A 16,525-nucleotide genomic window follows, 5' to 3' on the forward strand; every position below is an offset into this window, starting at 1 on the left:
GTGTCACAGAAGTCGTGTGACTCGGCATCGGCAGGGAAATTTGGCGTCAGGAAAGAAATACTGCGGCGACCGCCATCGAGACCATCGAGACCACGGTGGTGAGCAGCACCGTGTCACGGCACACCGTGGTCGCGCGGTCGTAGCGCACCGCGGCCACGTAGAGGTTCTGGGCCGTGGGCAGCGCCGCCATGATCACGGCGGAGTACAGCATCGGACCGCTCAGCCCGAGGGCCCACGCGAGCAGCAGGGCCAGTGCCGGGTGCACGAGCACCTTCGCGCCCGAGGCGAGCAGCGTGTCGGCGCGCGTTCCGGGCTCGGAGAGCGGACGCGAGCCCACCAGGGAGATCCCGAACGCCAGCAGCATGGCCGGCACCGCGGCACCGGCCACGATCTCCACGGGCTGCATCACGAGGTCCGGGAGGGTGGTGCCCGTCAGCGAGGACGCGATCCCGAGCCCCGAGCCCACGATCAGCGGGTTCGTGACCACGGTCTTGAGCACGGAGCCCACGGTGGGGCGCTCCCCGCCGGTGAGGGTGTCCATGACCGTGAGGTACAGCGGGGTGTTCAGGGCCAGCTGGAACAGCATCACCGGGGCCACCTGGGAGGCGTCGCCCAGCACGAACAGGGCGATCGGGATCCCCAGGTTCGCGGAGTTGACCTGGCCCGCGGCCTGGGCTCCCATCACCACGGTCGAGGCGTCCCTGTGCAGCACGAGGCGTGAGACCGCCGCGTAGGCCAGCATGGTCAGCCACGCGGAGACCCCGGCGACCACGAGCGGGGCCGAGAAGATGTGGCTGACGTCCGCCTTCGCGACCGTGGTGAACAGCAGCGGCGGGGACGCCACGTAGAAGGCGAGCTTGGACAGCACCGGCTGCCCGTGCGGACCGAGCAGCCCCAGGCGTCCGATCACGTAGCCCGTGCCGATCACGGCCCACACGATGAAGAACCCGGAGGCCACTCCGCTCACGGGCACGTCTCCTCGGCTCGTCGTTCGTGGTGATCCGCCCCTGCGGGCGCGGTGGGGTGGGCACGACGTCGCCGGCCCGGCAGGCGCGCACGTGCCCGCGGGGTCACGGACCGGGAACCGCGGCGTCCTCCTGCGCCAGCAGGTGCTCGCGCGCGTGCGGCGGGCGGACCACGTTCCCCACGACCGCGTCCGCGGGGTCCGAGCCCAGTGCCACGATCCGGTTGTGCTCGTCCACGTGGACCACACGGGGCTCGTACGACGTGGCCTCGGCGGTGTCCATGAGGCCGTAGGCGATCAGGATCACGAGGTCGCCGGGGTGCACGAGGTGTGCCGCCGCCCCGTTGATGCCGATGACGCCGCTGCCGCGCTCGCCGGCGATCGTGTACGTCTCCAGCCGGGCGCCGTTGGTGATGTCCACGATGGCCACGAGCTCGCCGGGGAGGATGTTGGCGGCGTCCAGCAGGTCCTGGTCCACGGTCACGGACCCCACGTAGTGCAGGTCTGCCTGGGTCACGGTGGCGCGGTGGATCTTGCCGGTGAACATGGTGCGCAGCATGATCGCTCCTCATGCGGTGGGTGACGGTGCCCCTGCCGGCCGGGGTCCTCGGACCGCCCCGTCCGGCAGGCCCGCGGGCTGTGGGCACCCTGGGAATGCAACACCCCGGGGACCGTGACGGTGACCCGGGGCGTCGTGCGAGGTGTACGGAGCGGCTGACGGGAATCGAACCCGCGTATCAGGCTTGGGAAGCGTGCGCTCTACCATTGAGCTACAGCCGCACTGTTCCGCCGGTGCATGACGCACGCGGATGAACGCCCACCACTGTACAACACGTTTGCGGGCTGCGGTGTTCCACACGGTTCCTTCAGCGAGGTGTCGACTACCGTGGAGCCGTGCTCATCTCCGATCGCGACATCTGCCGTCAGCTGGGCTCCGGGCGTGTGCGCCTGGAGCCCTACGATCCCGCCATGGTCCAGCCCGCGAGCGTTGACGTGCGCCTTGACCGGTGGTTCCGGCTGTTCGACAACCACAAGTACGCGCACATCGACCCGGCCCAGGAGCAGCCCGAGCTCACGCGGCTGGTGGAGGTGGCGCCGGACGAGCCCTTCGTGCTGCACCCGGGGGAGTTCGTGCTGGGCGCCACGTACGAGAAGGTCACCCTGCCGGCGGACGTCGCCGCGCGCCTGGAGGGCAAGTCCTCCCTGGGGCGCCTCGGCCTGCTGACGCACTCGACCGCCGGATTCATCGACCCCGGGTTCTCGGGCCACGTGACGCTGGAGCTGTCCAACATGGCCACGCTGCCCATCAAGTTGTGGCCCGGTTCCAAGGTGGGGCAGCTGTGCTTCTTCCAGCTCTCCTCGCCCACGGAGCACCCCTACGGCAGCGGCGCCTACGGCAACCGCTACCAGGGCCAGCGCGGGCCCACGGCCTCGCGCAGCCACCTGAACTTCGACCGGACCGTCATCGAGTGAGCCGCGCCCGCCGCCGCGCTCAGACCTGGGCGGTGGTGAAGCCCTCCGGCGGGCGCGGGGTGAGCAGCAGCAGGACGAGTCCGGCGGCCACCACCACGAGGATCCCGAGGATTCCCCAGATCTGCGCACCCAGCACGCTGACGAACAGTCCGAAGAGCCCGGGTGCCATGAAGCTCACGGCCCGCCCGGTGGTCGCGTACAGACCGTAGATCTCGCCGTCGCGCCCGGGCGGGATCAGCCGCCCCAGGTACGTGCGCGACGCCGCCTGGGCCGGTCCCACGAACAGGCACAGGGCCAGCCCGCAGACCCAGAAGGCTGGTTTGCCCGTCCAGAACAGCAGTGCGGTGCCGGCGAGCATGACGCCCACAAGGGAGCCGGTGATCACGGTGCGCGGGCCCAGGGCATCGTCAAGGGAGCCGCCCACGAACGCGCCGAGGGCGGCGATCAGGTTCGCCGCGACCGCGAACATGATGACCTCGGTCAGGGAGAAGCCGAAGGTGCCCGCCGCGAGGACCCCGCCGAACGTGAACACACCCGCCAGTCCGTCCCGGTAGACGGCGGAGGAGATCAGGAAGAAGACGGTGGCCCGGGAGACCCGCCACAGTCCGGCGATGGTGTGGAACAGCTCGCGGTACGCGCCGAGGATGCCGCGGCGGCGCGGCGCAGGGGGCACCATAGGCAGGGCGTCGGTGCGCACGAGCGGCGGGGTGCCGGGTTCCTCCAGGATGGCACCGCTGTATTCCCGGAACGGCATGGAAGGGGCCTTGAGCATCAGGGGCAGGCAGAAGATGAGGATCCACGCCGCACTGAACAGGGCCACGGCGCGGTAGTTCAGGGCGTCATCGGTGGGGATCCCCAGGAAGCCGGGGGTCACGAACCCGAAGAGCACGAAGGCCAGTGCGAAGATCCCGCCCACGTAGCCCGCGCCCCAGCCCCAGCCGGAGACCTTGCCCATGCGGTGCGGGCCGGCCAGCGCGGGGAGCATGGCGTTGTAGCTCACGGTGGCAAACTCCTGCGCCACGCTGCCCAGCGCCACCAGTGTGACGCCGAAGACCAGGAACGCCGGCTCCGGCCGGGCAAAGAACGCCAGGGCGGTGCACGCGATCAGGACCACCGAGTTGACGGTGAGGAAGCCCGCCCGGGAGCGCGGGGTGTCGCTGCGCTGACCGATGATCGGGGCGGTGGCCGCGATCGCGAAGCCAGCGACCGTCATGGCCACGGAGAGCACGGTGGAGGTGTGCTCCGGGGAGCCGAAGGACTCGCTCGTGAGGTACACCGTGAACACGAACGTGAGCATCACCGCGTTGTAGGCGGAGGTGCCGGTGTCCCACAGGCACCACATCAGCACGCGGGCACGGGAAGCGCCCCCCGGCGCGGGGGCGAGCGGCTCGGGGGTGCCGCCCGTGGTGGTCGTGTGCTCGCCTGTCATGGGGCTCACCCTACGGGCCGCGGAGTGTTGCGGGCCGACGGTGTCGGCCGCGGGGGGGGGGGGGCGCCGGTGGGCGTTCACACGCGGGGCCGGTCAGTGCATGTCCGGGCGGTTCTGGTGACGCGTCAACAGTCAATCTTGTTACGATGGAGCCCGCAAACTACCGCCTCATGCTCCGGGTGGCCCTGTGCCTCCGCGGCCTGTTCGCCGAGCACCTCGCCGAGCGCATGGGGCCCGAAAGGTGAGGTCCCATGATCGCGGTGCTGCTGGTCCACGGGATCGCCGCCCTGCTGGCACCCGCGGTCCTCAGACGCGCCGGTCGCTCCGGTTTCTACCTGGTGGCACTCGTTCCGTTCGCTGGCTTCCTCTGGCTGCTCGCGCAGACCTCCCGGACCTACGGGGACCCCACCGGCTGGAGCGTGTCGCTGCCCTGGATCCCGCAGTTGGGCATCTCCCTGACCTTCCGCATGGATGCGCTCGCGTACATGATGTCCCTGCTCGTGCTGGGCGTGGGCGCGCTCGTGCTCGCCTACTGCGCGCGGTACTTCAAGGCCGACGCCCGCAACACGGGCTCCTTCGCCGCGCAGCTCGTTGCCTTTGCCGGCGCCATGTTCGGCCTGGTGACCGCGGACGACCTCATGGTGCTGTTCGTGTTCTGGGAGATCACCTCGGTGCTCTCCTTCCTGCTGATCTCCTACTCCCGCACCAAGCTCGCGGCGCGCCGTGCGGCGCTGCAGGCGCTGATCATCACGACCGCCGGCGGGCTCGCGATGCTCGTGGGGCTGCTGATGCTGGCCCACGCCGCGGGGACCATGCGCATCGCCGGCGTCCTGGCCGCGGCTCCCGGGCTGCTGGGTTCGCCCACCGTCGACGTCGCCCTCGCCCTGATCCTTGCCGGTGCCGTCTCGAAGTCCGCCCTGTTCCCCACGCACTTCTGGCTGCCCGCCGCCATGGCGGCGCCCACCCCGGTCTCCGCGTACCTGCACGCCGCGGCCATGGTCAAGGCCGGGATCTACCTGGTGGCGCGCCTGGCGCCGGGTTTCGCCGGAACCACGTGGTGGCTTCCCATCACCCTCACCCTGGGCCTGGGGACCATGGTCTTCGGCGGGTGGGTGGCACTGCGCCAGTACGACCTCAAGCTCATCCTGGCCTACGGCACAGTGAGCCAGCTGGGGTTCATCACCGCGGTGGTCTCCTTCGGCACCGCAGACACCGCCATGGCCGGGCTCGCCATGGTGATGGCCCACGGCCTGTTCAAGGCCACCCTGTTCCTCACCGTGGGCATCATCGACCACCAGGCCGGCACGCGCGACATCCGGCGGCTGTCGGGAGTCGCGGGCAAGGCGCCCCAGCTGCTCGTCGTGGCGGTCATCGGTGCCGCCTCCATGGCGGGTGTTCCACCCCTGCTGGGTTTCGTGACCAAAGAGGCGGTGCTCACCGCGTTCGTGGACGCGCTGCCGGAACCGCTCGCGGTCACGGCGCTCGTGTGCGTGGTGGTCGGATCCGTTCTGACGTTCGCGTACAGCGCCCGTTTCGTGTGGGGCGGCTTCGCGCGCAAGCCCGGGCGCTTCTCCGGGCTCGAGACCTCCCCGGACGGGCAGTCGGTGGTCGGCGCCTTCACCCCCGTGCGCTGGGACTTTCTGGCCGCCCCCGCAGTGCTGGCCCTCGTCACTGTGGTGCTCGGACTGTGGCCCGCCCCGCTCGAGGCGGGGATCACGCCCTACCAGGAGCTCTTCCCCGGGGCCGCGCAATCGCACGTGCACCTGGAGCTGTGGCACGGCTTCACCCCGGCGCTGGGCCTCTCCGCGCTCGTGATCGCCGCAGGCGCGGCGCTCTACGCGGCACGGCGCTCCGTGGGCCAGTTCCAGAGCAGGCTTCCGGAGGTGCCCAGTGGCGACTTCGTGTACCGCAAGGTCATCAACGTCCTGGACCTGCTCGCCGTGTGGCTGACCGGGCGCACACAGCGCGGCTCCCTGATGTTCTACCTCTCCGTCATCCTGGTCACCGCCATCGTGGTGCCCCTCGTGGCACTGTTCTGGTACGAGACGCCCCCACTGGCCGGGTTCCGCTACGGGGACTCCCCCGCCCAAGTGGTCACGGGCCTCGCCATGCTCGTGGCGGCGCTGCTCGTCCTCACGGCGCGCAAGCGCTTTCTCGCGGTGCTGCTCGTCTCGGTCACCGGGTACGGCCTGGCGCTGATCTTCGCCCTGCACGGCGCACCGGACCTCGCCCTGACCCAGACGCTGGTGGAGACCATCTCCCTGGTGGCCTTCGTGCTGGCCCTGCGTTCGCTGCCAGGACCGCTGTGGAACCGGAGGCCGGCCGGGCACCGCGTGTTCCGCGCCGTGTTCGCCGTGGTCTTCGGCGTGTTCATGATGGCCCTGGCGATGTTCTCCATCTCCTCGCGCAGCGCCGCACGGACCTCTTTGGACCTGCCGAAAATGGCCTACGACCTCGGGCACGGGGCGAACGTGGTCAACGTGATCCTCGTGGACATCCGGGCGTGGGACACCATGGGTGAGATCACGGTGCTGACCGTTGCCGCCACGGGCATCGCGTCCCTGATCTTCGTCAAGGGCCGCGGTGACCGGCTGCGCAGCGAGCGCCAGCAGCTGGACCCGGCGGAGCTGAAGGCCATCCGCGGTGCTGACGCCGCGGCGCACTCACCTCACGCGAACACCCAGCAGCTCAAGGTGGCCCGCCGCTTCTCCTCCCGCCCGGACGCGGATCCCTTCCTGCTGGCCGGGCGTACCCTGGCACCCGAACGCCGTTCCATCGTCTTCGAGGTGGTCGCGCGTCTGCTGTTCCACACGTTCATGATTGTGTCCCTCTACCTGCTCGTGGCCGGGCACAACCTGCCGGGCGGCGGCTTCGCGGGCGGGCTGATGGCATCCCTCGCGCTGACCCTGCGCTACCTGGCCGGCGGCCGCTACGAGCTCGAGCGCGCCACGCCCGTCAACGCCGGGTGGATGCTCGGCGCGGGTCTGGCGATCTCCTCGCTCTACGCGATCGTCCCGGTGTTCTTCGGCGGGGCCGTGATGGAGAGCTACACGTTCGAGTGGGACATGTGGGTCTTCGGGCACGTCAAGTTCGTCACCGCGCTGGTCTTCGACATCGGGGTCTACCTGATCGTGGTGGGTCTGGTCCTGGACATCCTGCGCTCCCTGGGCGGGCGCATCGACGAGAGGATCGAGCGCACGGCCATGGAGTCGGAGAAGAAGCCCGCGGGCGGCGGGTCCAGGATCCGGCTGACCCGCAACGGCCCGGGCGTCTCGACCACGCGCGTGGACGACCCGGACGCCCCCCGCGGATCGATGGTCAGCGCGGACGAGACCTCGGAGGTGCAGCGATGACCGTGAACGTCACGCTCCTGGTGGTCATGGGGGTGCTGTTCTCCGTGGGGGTCTACCTCCTGCTCGAGCGCTCGCTCACCCGTGTGCTGCTGGGCCTGATGCTGCTGACCAACGGCGCGAACCTGCTGATCCTGCACACGAGCGGCGAGCGGGGAGTGGCCCCGCTCTACGACTCCTCGCTGGACCCGGCCGAGTACTCGGACCCGCTGCCGCAGGCGATGGTCCTGACGTCCATCGTGATCTCCCTGGCCACCACGGCCTTCATCCTGAGCATGATCTGGCGCTCGTGGATCCTGGCCCGCCGGGACGAGATCCAGGACGACCTCGAGGACCGTCGCGTGGCCACGCAGTCCTCCTACGACGCCGAGGACGACGACGCCATGCCGCAGGACACCTCCGAGTTCAACCACGCGGACGCGCGGTTCGCCCCGGCACGGCACAACGAGGAAGAGGCGGCGGAATCACCGGGTCACCACAGGGCCGAGAAGCTCACGGACGGAAAGGAGCGGGACACGCATGAGTACTGATCCGGCGCAGCTCGCCCCTCTCGCGGTCCTGATCCCCTTCCTAGGGGCGGCCCTGAACTTCCTGATCGTCCACCGCAACGGCCTGCAGCGCGCCGTGACCATCGGCTCCATGTCGCTGACGCTGGTGCTCAACGCGGTCATCCTCGCGAACGTGTGGAACAGGGGTCCGCAAGTGGTGCACCTGGGGGACTGGGCGGCACCGTTCGGCATCGTGATGGTGGTGGACCAGCTCTCCGCGCTGATGCTCGTGGTCTCGGTGGTCGTCTCCCTCGCGGTGCTCGTCTACGCGGTGAGCGAGGGCGTGGCCAACGGCGACGACGAGGGCCCCATCTCGATCTTCTACCCCACCTACCTGATCCTGGTGGCGGGCGTGTCCAACGCGTTCCTCGCGGGGGACCTTTTCAATCTGTACGTGGGCTTCGAGATCCTGCTGACCGCGTCCTACGTGCTGCTGACCATGGGGGGCACCGCGCAGCGCATCCGCGCGGGCGTCACGTACGTCGTCGTCTCCGTGATCTCCTCGATCCTGTTCCTGATCTCCCTGGGCATGATCTACGGCGCCACGGGCACCGTGAACATGGCGGACCTCTCGGGCAAGCTCTCGGACCTGCCGGTGGGTATGCAGATGCAGCTGCACCTCATGCTGCTGGTCGCGTTCGGGGTCAAGGCGGCCATCTTCCCGCTCTCGTTCTGGCTGCCCGACTCCTACCCCACGGCGTCCGCGCCGGTGACCGCCGTGTTCGCCGGGCTGCTGACCAAGGTGGGCGTGTACTCGATCATCCGCACGGAGACGCTGCTGTTCCCGGGGACGCAGATCAACGGCCTGCTGATGTGGGTGGCACTGCTCACCATGCTGGTGGGCATCCTGGGTGCGCTCGCGCAGATCGACATCAAGCGCATGCTCTCGTTCACCCTGATCTCCCACATCGGGTACATGATCTTCGGCATCGCCATGGGCACCCAGGCCGCGCTGGTCGCCGTCGTCTACTACATCGCGCACCACATCGTGATCCAGACCAGCCTGTTCCTGGTCGCGGGGCTCATCGAGCGCCGCGGTGGGTCCACCAACGTGGACCGCCTGGCCGGGATGCTCAAGATCTCCCCGCTGCTGGGTGTGCTCTACATGATCCCGGCGCTGAACCTGGGCGGCATTCCGCCGTTCTCCGGCTTCCTGGGCAAGGTGGGGCTGATCGAGGCCGGCGTGAGCACCGGAACGTGGTTGAGCTACCTGCTGGTGGGCGTGTCCGTGTTCGTCTCGCTGCTCACGCTGATGGCCCTGATCCGGGTGTGGAACCGCGTGTTCCTGCGCAGCGTCGACGACGCCGAGTACCCGGACCCCGTACTGCGCGCCACGACGCCGCAGGGCAGGCGTCCCCGCACCTCGCGCGCGGTCGTGAGGAAGCCCGGCAGCCGGTTCTCGGGGCGGTCGCCGGTGGTGCTGCTGCCGCGGACCATGGTGGGTGCCACCTCGGCCCTGGTGGTGGTAGGCGTGGCTCTCACCGTCTTCGCGGGGCCGCTGTTCGACCTCGCGGACAACTCCGCGGAGAACCTGGTGCACCCGGACCGCTACGTCAATGCCGTCCTGCACCCCGAGGGTCACAGCGGCGCAAGTGAGGAGAGCCGATGAGCACGTCCGCCGTGCGACGCCGTTCGCGCAACTCCCTGCGCGCCGAGCTGCCGCTGATCCTGTGGCTCGTGGTGGTGTGGGGTGCGCTGTGGGGTGACTGGAGCATCGGGAACCTGGTTTTCGGGCTGTTGCTCGCGCTGCTCGTCACCCGCCTGCTGACCCTGCCGCCCGTGCGCCTGTCCGGGCGCTTCAACGTGGTGCACTTCGCGCTGTTCGTGCCCACGTTTATCTGGCAGGTGGCCAAGGCCAGCTTCCACGTCTCCTGGCTTGCGGTCACGCAGGGCCCGAGGGTGTGCAACGCCGTGCTGGGGGTGCCCCTGCGCCAGAACAACGACCTGCTCATGACGGCCGTGGGCCACACGATGGCGTTGATCCCCGGGTCCCTGGTGGTGGAGGTGGACCGCGGCAACGGGATCCTCTACTTCCACGTGCTGGACATCTCCACGCCCGAGCAGGCGGAGGCGTTCCGGCGCTCCGCACTGGACATCGAGGCCGCCTGGATCCGCATCATGGGCACCCGGGAGGACCTGAAGCTGCTGACCGTGGTCGGGGATTCCGACGACACGGAGGCCACCGGGGCGCTCGAGTCGCCCACGCACGAGATGGACGAGGCCGACACCGGCCACGGGGAGGAGCGCTCATGACAATGCTCGACGTCGCCGTGTGGCTGTGCGGGGCGATCCTCGCCCTGGCCGCCGCCGGGACCATCTACCGACTGGCGAAGGGGCCCTCCCTGCTGGACCGCGTGATCGCCTCGGACGTGCTGCTTGCCATCGTGGGGGCGTGCCTGGCCGTGGACATGGTCTACAACCACCACACCAACAACATCATCCTGCTCGTGATCGTCTCCCTGGTGGGCTTCCTGGGCTCCGTCACGGTGGCGCGCAACGTGGGGCTGGAGCGTTCATGAGCTGGCACACCGTCCTGGACGTGATCGCCCTGCTGTGCCTGGTGCTGGGTGCCCTGATGTCCTTGTCCGCCGCGATCGGCCTGGTGCGCTTCCCGGACCTGCTCTCGCGCATGCACGCGGGCACCAAGCCGCAGGTCTTCGGCCTGTTCCTCATGCTCACGGCCGTGGCCATCGAGAGCGGGGAGCCGCGCATGATCCCGCTGCTGATCCTCGCGTGGGTCTTCCAGCTGCTCACCGCACCGGTCTCCGCGCACATGGTGGGCCGGGCCGCATACCGCTCCAAGCACCTGCACGAGGAGAACCTCATGCAGGACGAGCTGCGGGACGTTGTAGCCCGCGCCGGGCACGAGGAATCACGCTGAGGACATAATTTCCGGGTGAACCGCGCCCCGCACCGCCCAGCCACGCGCCGAGTTTCGTATGCTGAGGGAGGAAGCAGCACGCCGTCGGCCCCCGAGCGCCGGCGGCACTCGCGACGAGAAGGAGCACCTCATGAACAAGGCGATGGACATCCTCGGCACCGTGGCGTCCCTGGGCGGCGTGGCACTCGCGAACAAGGGCCTGTCCGCGGTGTGGAAGCAGGTCACCGGCAACGAACCCCCCGCCAAGAACCCGGATGAGGACGAGGCCTGGCGGGACATCATCCTGTGGGCCATGATCACCGGCGTGGTGGGCACCGTCATTAAGGTGGGAATCGCCCGCCAGATGTCCAAGATGGAGTCCGAGAAGAAGGACTCTGGCAAGACCTCGCAGTCCGAGATCTGAGGTACCCCACCGGGCCGAGCGCCCGGGAGGTCCTGCACACGAGGGCCGGGTGCGCGACGCACCCGGCCCTCGTGCGTGCCGTGGTCTAGACTGGCGACTCAACGACAGGGGAGCGCCACCGCGGCGCTGAGAGTGCGTGTGAGCGCAGACCCTCGAACCTGATCCGGTTCATACCGGCGCTAGGGAGTCGAGCATCTCAGGGACCCGTCCGCACCCGTGGACGCGAGCCTTCCCCTCCTGGAATCTTCAGGAGGATTCACATGACACAGGTCGGCACCAGATCCACGCGAACGCCCCAGGGACGCAATTCCCGGCGGCACTCGTGGCGGGTGGTGGACATCGTGGTCGCCTCCGTTCTCGCGGCGGTGTGCGCCGTGGTCTTCTGGCTGTGGTCCAACCTGCTCGCCCCGGCCGTCTCTGCGGGGTCCGTGGCGTATCCGCCCGCGGGCGGGCTCATCGTGGGCGGCTGGCTCGTGGCCGGCACGCTCGGTGCACTGATCATCCGCAAGCCGGGTGCCGCGATCTTCTGTGAGCTGCTCGCGGCCGTGCTGGAGATGTTCCTGGGCACCCACGCGGGATGGCTCGTGGTCCTCTCCGGGGTGATCCAGGGCCTGGGGGTGGAGATCGTCTTCCTGCTGACCCGCTACCGCAGCTTCGGGCTCCTCACGGCCACAGCGGGCGGCGCGGTCTCCGGGCTCTTCCTCGCCGTGAGCGAGAACATCTTGTACAACTACGAGTGGGCCACGGACCAGAAACTTGTCTACGCCGTGTTCACCACGCTCTCCGGCGCCGTGATCGCCGGCGCCCTGATGTGGCTCGTGGTGCGTGCGCTGCAGGCCACGGGCGTCCTCAGCGCCCTCGCATCCGGCGCCGCGCGCCGGCGATGACAGCCGCGTCGGCCACCATCCCGGTGGGCGCGTCGGTCTGTCTCGAGAACTTCGGCTGGCACTACCCCGGGCGCCAGAACCCGAGCCTCGCGGGGGTGGATGCGCAGATCGGTGCAGGGGAGCGCGTTCTGCTCCTGGGTCCTTCCGGTGCCGGCAAGTCCACCCTGCTGCAGGCCCTGGCGGGTGTGGAGCAGGATCCGGACGGGCAGTCCCGATCGGGTGAACTGACGGTCGACGGCGCCGACCCGCGCGACGCGCGGGGGGCCGTGGGCTTCATGCACCAGGATCCGGAGACGCAGGTGGTTCTCTCGCGGATCGGGGACGACGTCGCGTTCGGTCTCGAGAACCTGGCCGTTCCCCGTGAGCAGATCTGGCCGCGCGTCCACGAGGCGCTGGACAGGGTCGGTCTCCACCTCCCCCTGGAGCACTCCACCACGGCGCTGTCCGGTGGTCAGAAGCAGCGCCTGGCGCTCGCGGGTGTCATGGCCATGCGGCCCCGCCTGCTGCTGCTCGACGAGCCGACGGCCAGCGTGGACCACGAGGGAGCGGTGGAACTCTGCCGGGCCGTGTCCCGGGCCGTCCGGCAGGACGGCACTACCCTGGTGGTCGTGGAGCACCGTGTTGCACTGTGGGAACCGGTGGTGCACCGGGTGATCGTGCTCGACGACAACGGCTCGGTGGCCTTCGACGGCCCCACTCGGGAGACGCTCCACGATGCCCGGAAGCTGCTGCAGGCGCAGGGCACGTGGGTTCCGGACTGGGTTCCGACGACGCGTCCGCCCGCCCACCGCAGAGCTGTCGAGGTCGACGCGGCGGCCGAGGGTCCCGACGGCGGGGACGAGTGCCCACGCGGTGCGGGCACCGCGCGCTCCGGTCGAGACCGTCCCCCGCACGCCGCGGGGAGCCCTGCGCCCCGGGACGGTGCGGTCCTCCTCAGCGCCCGGGAGCTGGGAGTCTCCCGCATCCAGCCGTCGCGTCGAGTGGTGGCGCGCGAGCGGCGTCGGGCCCGCAGGTCGTGGCGGCGTGGCGAAACTCGCGAGGCGCCGGCACGCAGAGTGGTGGACTTCCCGCCCGCGGCCGAGCACATCACGCTGGACGTCCGCGCGGGCCGCGCCCTGGCCGTCACCGGACCCAACGGGGCCGGGAAGTCGACGCTCGCCCTCACACTGGCCGGTCTCCTGGTGCCCGTGCGCGGCACGGTGCGAGCCTCCGCCGTCCTGGCAGATGACGCGCCACCGGATCCTGGCCTGTGGGACGGCAGCGAGCTGATCTCGAGGGTGGGCACCGTGTTCCAGCACCCCGAGCACCAGTTCCTGCGCTCAACGGTGCGGGAGGAGCTCGAATTCGGTCCGGAGCAGCTGCGCCGCCACTCGGAGCGCTCAAAGCCGCGGCGGGACGTGACGGCCGACGACGCCCGGGTCGCGGACCTGCTGCGGCGGCTGCGCCTGGAGGACCTGGCCGGGGCCAACCCCTTCACGCTCTCCGGGGGCCAGAAGCGTCGGCTCTCCGTAGCCACGGTGCTCGCAGCGGCACCCGCAGTGGTGATCCTCGACGAGCCCACGTTCGGCCAGGACGCCCGCACCTGGAAGGAACTCGTGGATCTCCTGGTGGAAGAGATGGACAGGGGTACGGCCGTGGTGGCAGTGACGCACGACCGGGACCTCATGACCGCGCTCGACGCGGAGGAAGTGGGGCTGGGCTCATGAGCACCACGGCAACACCGGGCATCTTCGGCCCCCGGAGCGGGCTGCTGGCCCGGGCGAATCCCGTGGTGAAGCTGCTCGGTGCGCTGCTGATCACCGTGGTGATCGTGCTCAGCGCCGATCCCGTGACGAACGCGGTGGCCCTGGGGGGTCAGTTGCTCCTGCTCGCGGGGGTGGGCATGCGACCGCTGCGGCTGCTCACGCGGCTGTGGCCGATCCTCGTGGCAGCCCTGATCAGTGGCTGGGGAACGGCGATGCTCTCCGACGCCGGTGGCCCCGTTCTGCTGCAGCTCGGATGGATCACCGTGACCACCGGATCTCTCGCGGCTGGCGGGGCAATCGCGCTGCGCGGGCTGGCCATCGCCCTGCCTGGGATCACGGTGCTGCTGACCACCGACCCCACGGACCTCGCGGACGGTCTCGCCCAGACGCTCAAGCTGCCCGCACGCTTCGTCCTGGCTGCCCTGGCTGCGATGCGTCTCGTGGAGGTCATGATCACCGAGTGGAGCGTCCTGACGGCTGCTCGCCGCGCCCGCGGGGCCGGAGGATCCCACACGCCGTGGGGTGCGGCCGGAGAATTCGGCGGTCAGGCGTTCACCCTGCTCGTCCAGTCCCTGCGCCGCGCGACCCGGCTGGCCATGACCATGGAGGCGCGAGGGTTCGGGGCGGGACCGCGCACCTGGGCCCGTCCCCTGCACTACAGCCGGGTGGACGTGCTCGTGGGGGTGGCGGTCGTCGTGACGGCAGTCGGTGCTCTTGTCCTGTCGATGGGAATGGGGACGCACCGCTACATCTGGCAGTGATCACGGATCGGCCCTCGCCCGCCTGCATCAGCCGTCTGCGCGCCCCAGCAGGAAGTCGGTCAGGGTGCGGGTCAGGGCGGGGTCCGAGCGGACGGGGTGGCCGTCCACCCTGGTCACGGGCACCGCGAGTCGCACCGAGGACGTGAGCCACACGGCGTCCGCCTCCAGGAGGTCCCGGGGATGCAGGGGCCCGTAGTCCACGCCCCAGCCGTGACGGCGCGCGGCGTCGAAGATCCTGGCCTGTGACGTCCCCGGCAGGATGCCGCGTGACGGTTCGGGCGTCACCAGGGTGGGTGGTTGCCCGGGCGAGGTGCGGGCGCACACCACCGACGACGTTGCCCCCTCAAGGATCCTGCGGTCCGTGGACGTGGTGAACACGACGTCCTGCGCGCCGTTCGCCCGGGCGTGGCGGACGGCGGCCATGTTGACCGCGTAGGAAAGCGTCTTCACACCGGGAAGCAGCCAGGGCATCCCGGAGTCCTCGGCCGGGTCGTGGCCGCGTTCCAGCAGCAGCACGGACACGCCGTCCTGGCGGGCCTCGAAGGTCTGCGGGGGCACCGGCGACACGGTGAGCCACGCCCACGGCTCACCACCCGGCACGCCCCGGCTCACGCTCAGCTTGACCGAGTGCTCGGCTCCGAGATCACGGGACGGGTCGTGGGAACCCGGCCCGGCGGCGTCGAGCCCCATGGCCAGGGCCGCGCGGCAGACGTCCTGCGGGGGCGCGGGAAGGTCCGCGGTGCGGGCGGAGGCGGCGAGCCGGGCTTGGTGCGCGTCGAACTTGTAGGCGGTGCCGTCCAGCACGTGCAGCGTCTCGAAGATCCCGTCACCGCGGGTGAGCGCCTGGTCCTCCAGGCGCACCATGGGCTCGCGCGGATCAACCGGGCGGGGCGGACCCGTCACGGGGGACAGCAGCACCGCGGCGCCCGGTCCGGAGCTCACGAGCCGCCCCGCTCCTCGGCGGTCGGTGCGGGAAGCTGGGGCGCGGGGCCAGGGTGGATGATGTCCGCGGCCTCCCACACGGGGTCCTCCGCGAGGTAGTGCTCCTCCTGCTCGGCCCACACGTCCCAGTAGTTCTCGTACGTGGCACCGTCGCGGGCGAGGGCCCGCTGCTTGCGCTGCCACGTGGGCAGCTCCACCCACACGGACGTGTCGAGCAGCGCCCGGGCCTCGCGGTGGCAGGCTCCCACGCCCTCCACCAGGACGATCTCGGCGGCGCGCGTGAGCCGGGGCGTGCCCGGTTCGCTGGTCAGCCAGTCCCAGGCGGTCCAGTGCGCGTCCTCGCCGCGCCGCAGCGGTTCGAGGATGCGTGTGCGGTACTCGCTCATGCCCTCGGCCAGTCCGTTCCAGCCCGGGTACAGGTCCTCCAGGCGGAAGGTCACGACGTCGTACGAGCGCCGCAGCACCGCCACAAGCTGATCCGTGAGGGTGGTCTTGCCCGCGCCGGAGCGGCCATCGATGCCCACAACGAACGGGCGGCGCGTGGCTGGCGGCAGCAGCCGCGCGAGGTTGACGCCGTCCGGGAACTGGGCGATCTCATCGTCGTGGAATCCTTCGTCCGGTGCGATCACGGGGCCTCGACCCGTTCGCGCACCCAGGTCACGACGCCGGGGGTGGCCGCCGCGATCTGCTCCCAGGCTGTGTCGAAGTCCTCCGAACCTCCGTACCACGGGTCCGCGATGTCGAGGTCCGTGCCGGAGGCCTCGGCCTGCGGGTCGAAGCTGCGCATCAGACGCACGGTGTCGGCGCGGTCCGGGGGCAGGCGGCGCCGCAACTGTTCGCGTTGGGAGTTCGTCATGGCGAGCAGCATGTCTGCGTCCGCGAGCTCGGCGTCGGTGATTCTGTGCGCGCAGTGGTCGGGGAGGTCGAGGTGGTGGTGCGCGATCACGGCCCGGGCGCGCGGGTCCACGGGATTGCCGTGCTCCTCGTCGCTCACCCCGGCGGAGCCGACCGCCACTCGCCCGCAGAGCCCTGCGCGGTCGAGCTCGGCGCGCAGGAGCGCCTCGGCCATGGGGGAGCGGCAGATGTTGCCGGTGCACACCGTGACGATGTTGAACATGGTCTCCACTGTACGAAAAATCCGC

17 protein-coding genes, 1 tRNA gene and 1 riboswitch are annotated in these 16,525 nt (G+C 70.2%); of the genes, 11 read left to right on the forward strand and 7 right to left on the reverse strand.

Annotation, left to right across the window (positions count from 1 at the left end):
• Positions 1 to 46: 46 nt before the first annotated feature.
• From ABD264_RS06460 to ABD264_RS06470, 3 genes are all read right to left on the reverse strand, one after another.
• A complete protein-coding gene (locus ABD264_RS06460) occupies positions 47 to 967 on the reverse strand; it encodes an AEC family transporter (RefSeq protein WP_344205031.1) in 921 nt (306 codons plus the stop codon).
• Positions 968 to 1,070: 103 nt separating this feature from the next.
• Complete coding sequence (gene panD, locus ABD264_RS06465; RefSeq protein WP_290500082.1) at positions 1,071 to 1,523, reverse strand: aspartate 1-decarboxylase; 453 nt, start codon at positions 1,521 to 1,523, stop codon at positions 1,071 to 1,073.
• A 150-nt stretch (positions 1,524 to 1,673) separates the two neighbouring features.
• Positions 1,674 to 1,744, reverse strand: a tRNA-Gly gene (locus tag ABD264_RS06470).
• Between the two features lie 114 nt (positions 1,745 to 1,858).
• Here ABD264_RS06470 and dcd point away from each other — a divergent pair.
• Positions 1,859 to 2,437, forward strand: a complete 579-nt coding sequence (dcd, locus tag ABD264_RS06475) for a dCTP deaminase (protein WP_344205033.1) — start codon at positions 1,859 to 1,861, stop codon at positions 2,435 to 2,437.
• Between the two features lie 19 nt (positions 2,438 to 2,456).
• Here dcd and ABD264_RS06480 read toward each other — a convergent pair whose 3' ends face one another.
• A complete protein-coding gene (locus tag ABD264_RS06480; RefSeq protein ID WP_344205035.1) occupies positions 2,457 to 3,866 on the reverse strand; it encodes an MFS transporter in 1,410 nt (469 codons plus the stop codon).
• Between the two features lie 251 nt (positions 3,867 to 4,117).
• On the opposite strand from ABD264_RS06480, the gene ABD264_RS06485 reads away from it, so the two are divergent.
• The 10 genes from ABD264_RS06485 to ABD264_RS06530 all read left to right on the forward strand — a co-directional run bounded on the left by ABD264_RS06485 (position 4,118) and on the right by ABD264_RS06530 (position 14,441).
• Complete coding sequence (locus tag ABD264_RS06485) at positions 4,118 to 7,219, forward strand: Na+/H+ antiporter subunit A (RefSeq protein WP_344205037.1); 3,102 nt, start codon at positions 4,118 to 4,120, stop codon at positions 7,217 to 7,219.
• The gene (locus ABD264_RS06490; RefSeq protein WP_126875084.1) at positions 7,216 to 7,746 is read left to right on the forward strand and encodes a Na(+)/H(+) antiporter subunit C; all 531 of its coding nucleotides are present in this window, start codon (positions 7,216 to 7,218) and stop codon (positions 7,744 to 7,746) included. Before ABD264_RS06485 ends, ABD264_RS06490 begins: the two co-directional genes overlap by 4 nt.
• Entirely contained in the window at positions 7,736 to 9,373 is a 1,638-nt protein-coding gene (locus ABD264_RS06495) for a Na+/H+ antiporter subunit D (protein WP_344205041.1), read from the forward strand. Before ABD264_RS06490 ends, ABD264_RS06495 begins: the two co-directional genes overlap by 11 nt.
• Positions 9,370 to 10,017: a Na+/H+ antiporter subunit E gene (locus ABD264_RS06500; protein ID WP_344205043.1), complete on the forward strand. Its 648-nt coding sequence runs from the start codon at positions 9,370 to 9,372 to the stop codon at positions 10,015 to 10,017. Before ABD264_RS06495 ends, ABD264_RS06500 begins: the two co-directional genes overlap by 4 nt.
• Positions 10,014 to 10,283 (forward strand): MrpF/PhaF family protein, encoded by a 270-nt coding sequence (locus ABD264_RS06505; protein ID WP_145010127.1) that lies wholly within the window; start codon positions 10,014 to 10,016, stop codon positions 10,281 to 10,283. Before ABD264_RS06500 ends, ABD264_RS06505 begins: the two co-directional genes overlap by 4 nt.
• On the forward strand, positions 10,280 to 10,645 hold the full coding sequence (gene mnhG, locus ABD264_RS06510) for a monovalent cation/H(+) antiporter subunit G (protein WP_145010124.1): 366 nt from the start codon (positions 10,280 to 10,282) through the stop codon (positions 10,643 to 10,645). Before ABD264_RS06505 ends, mnhG begins: the two co-directional genes overlap by 4 nt.
• Before the next feature lie 130 nt (positions 10,646 to 10,775).
• Positions 10,776 to 11,048 (forward strand): DUF4235 domain-containing protein, encoded by a 273-nt coding sequence (locus ABD264_RS06515; RefSeq protein ID WP_144941014.1) that lies wholly within the window; start codon positions 10,776 to 10,778, stop codon positions 11,046 to 11,048.
• Between the two features lie 96 nt (positions 11,049 to 11,144).
• A riboswitch (TPP riboswitch) is annotated at positions 11,145 to 11,251 on the forward strand.
• Between the two features lie 57 nt (positions 11,252 to 11,308).
• Positions 11,309 to 11,935, forward strand: coding sequence for an ECF transporter S component (locus ABD264_RS06520; RefSeq protein WP_290500101.1), 627 nt, complete (start codon positions 11,309 to 11,311; stop codon positions 11,933 to 11,935).
• Positions 11,932 to 13,641 (forward strand): ABC transporter ATP-binding protein, encoded by a 1,710-nt coding sequence (locus ABD264_RS06525; protein WP_344205045.1) that lies wholly within the window; start codon positions 11,932 to 11,934, stop codon positions 13,639 to 13,641. The genes ABD264_RS06520 and ABD264_RS06525 overlap by 4 nt, the downstream gene beginning before the upstream one ends.
• Positions 13,638 to 14,441: an energy-coupling factor transporter transmembrane component T family protein gene (locus ABD264_RS06530; protein ID WP_144941005.1), complete on the forward strand. Its 804-nt coding sequence runs from the start codon at positions 13,638 to 13,640 to the stop codon at positions 14,439 to 14,441. The genes ABD264_RS06525 and ABD264_RS06530 overlap by 4 nt, the downstream gene beginning before the upstream one ends.
• Positions 14,442 to 14,468: 27 nt before the next feature.
• On the opposite strand, the gene ABD264_RS06535 is transcribed toward ABD264_RS06530, so the two are convergent.
• The 3 genes from ABD264_RS06535 to ABD264_RS06545 are packed head-to-tail and all read right to left on the reverse strand — an operon-like array spanning position 14,469 to position 16,500.
• Complete coding sequence (locus tag ABD264_RS06535) at positions 14,469 to 15,383, reverse strand: aminotransferase class IV (RefSeq protein ID WP_344205048.1); 915 nt, start codon at positions 15,381 to 15,383, stop codon at positions 14,469 to 14,471.
• Entirely contained in the window at positions 15,380 to 16,012 is a 633-nt protein-coding gene (locus ABD264_RS06540) for a uridine kinase family protein (RefSeq protein WP_144941000.1), read from the reverse strand. The genes ABD264_RS06535 and ABD264_RS06540 overlap by 4 nt, the downstream gene beginning before the upstream one ends.
• Entirely contained in the window at positions 16,009 to 16,500 is a 492-nt protein-coding gene (locus ABD264_RS06545) for a low molecular weight protein-tyrosine-phosphatase (RefSeq protein ID WP_094395141.1), read from the reverse strand. The genes ABD264_RS06540 and ABD264_RS06545 overlap by 4 nt, the downstream gene beginning before the upstream one ends.
• Between the last annotated feature and the right edge of the window lie 25 nt (positions 16,501 to 16,525).

Origin of the sequence: Kocuria salsicia, assembly GCF_039532055.1 — a bacterium.
Classification (GTDB): domain Bacteria; phylum Actinomycetota; class Actinomycetes; order Actinomycetales; family Micrococcaceae; genus Kocuria; species Kocuria salsicia.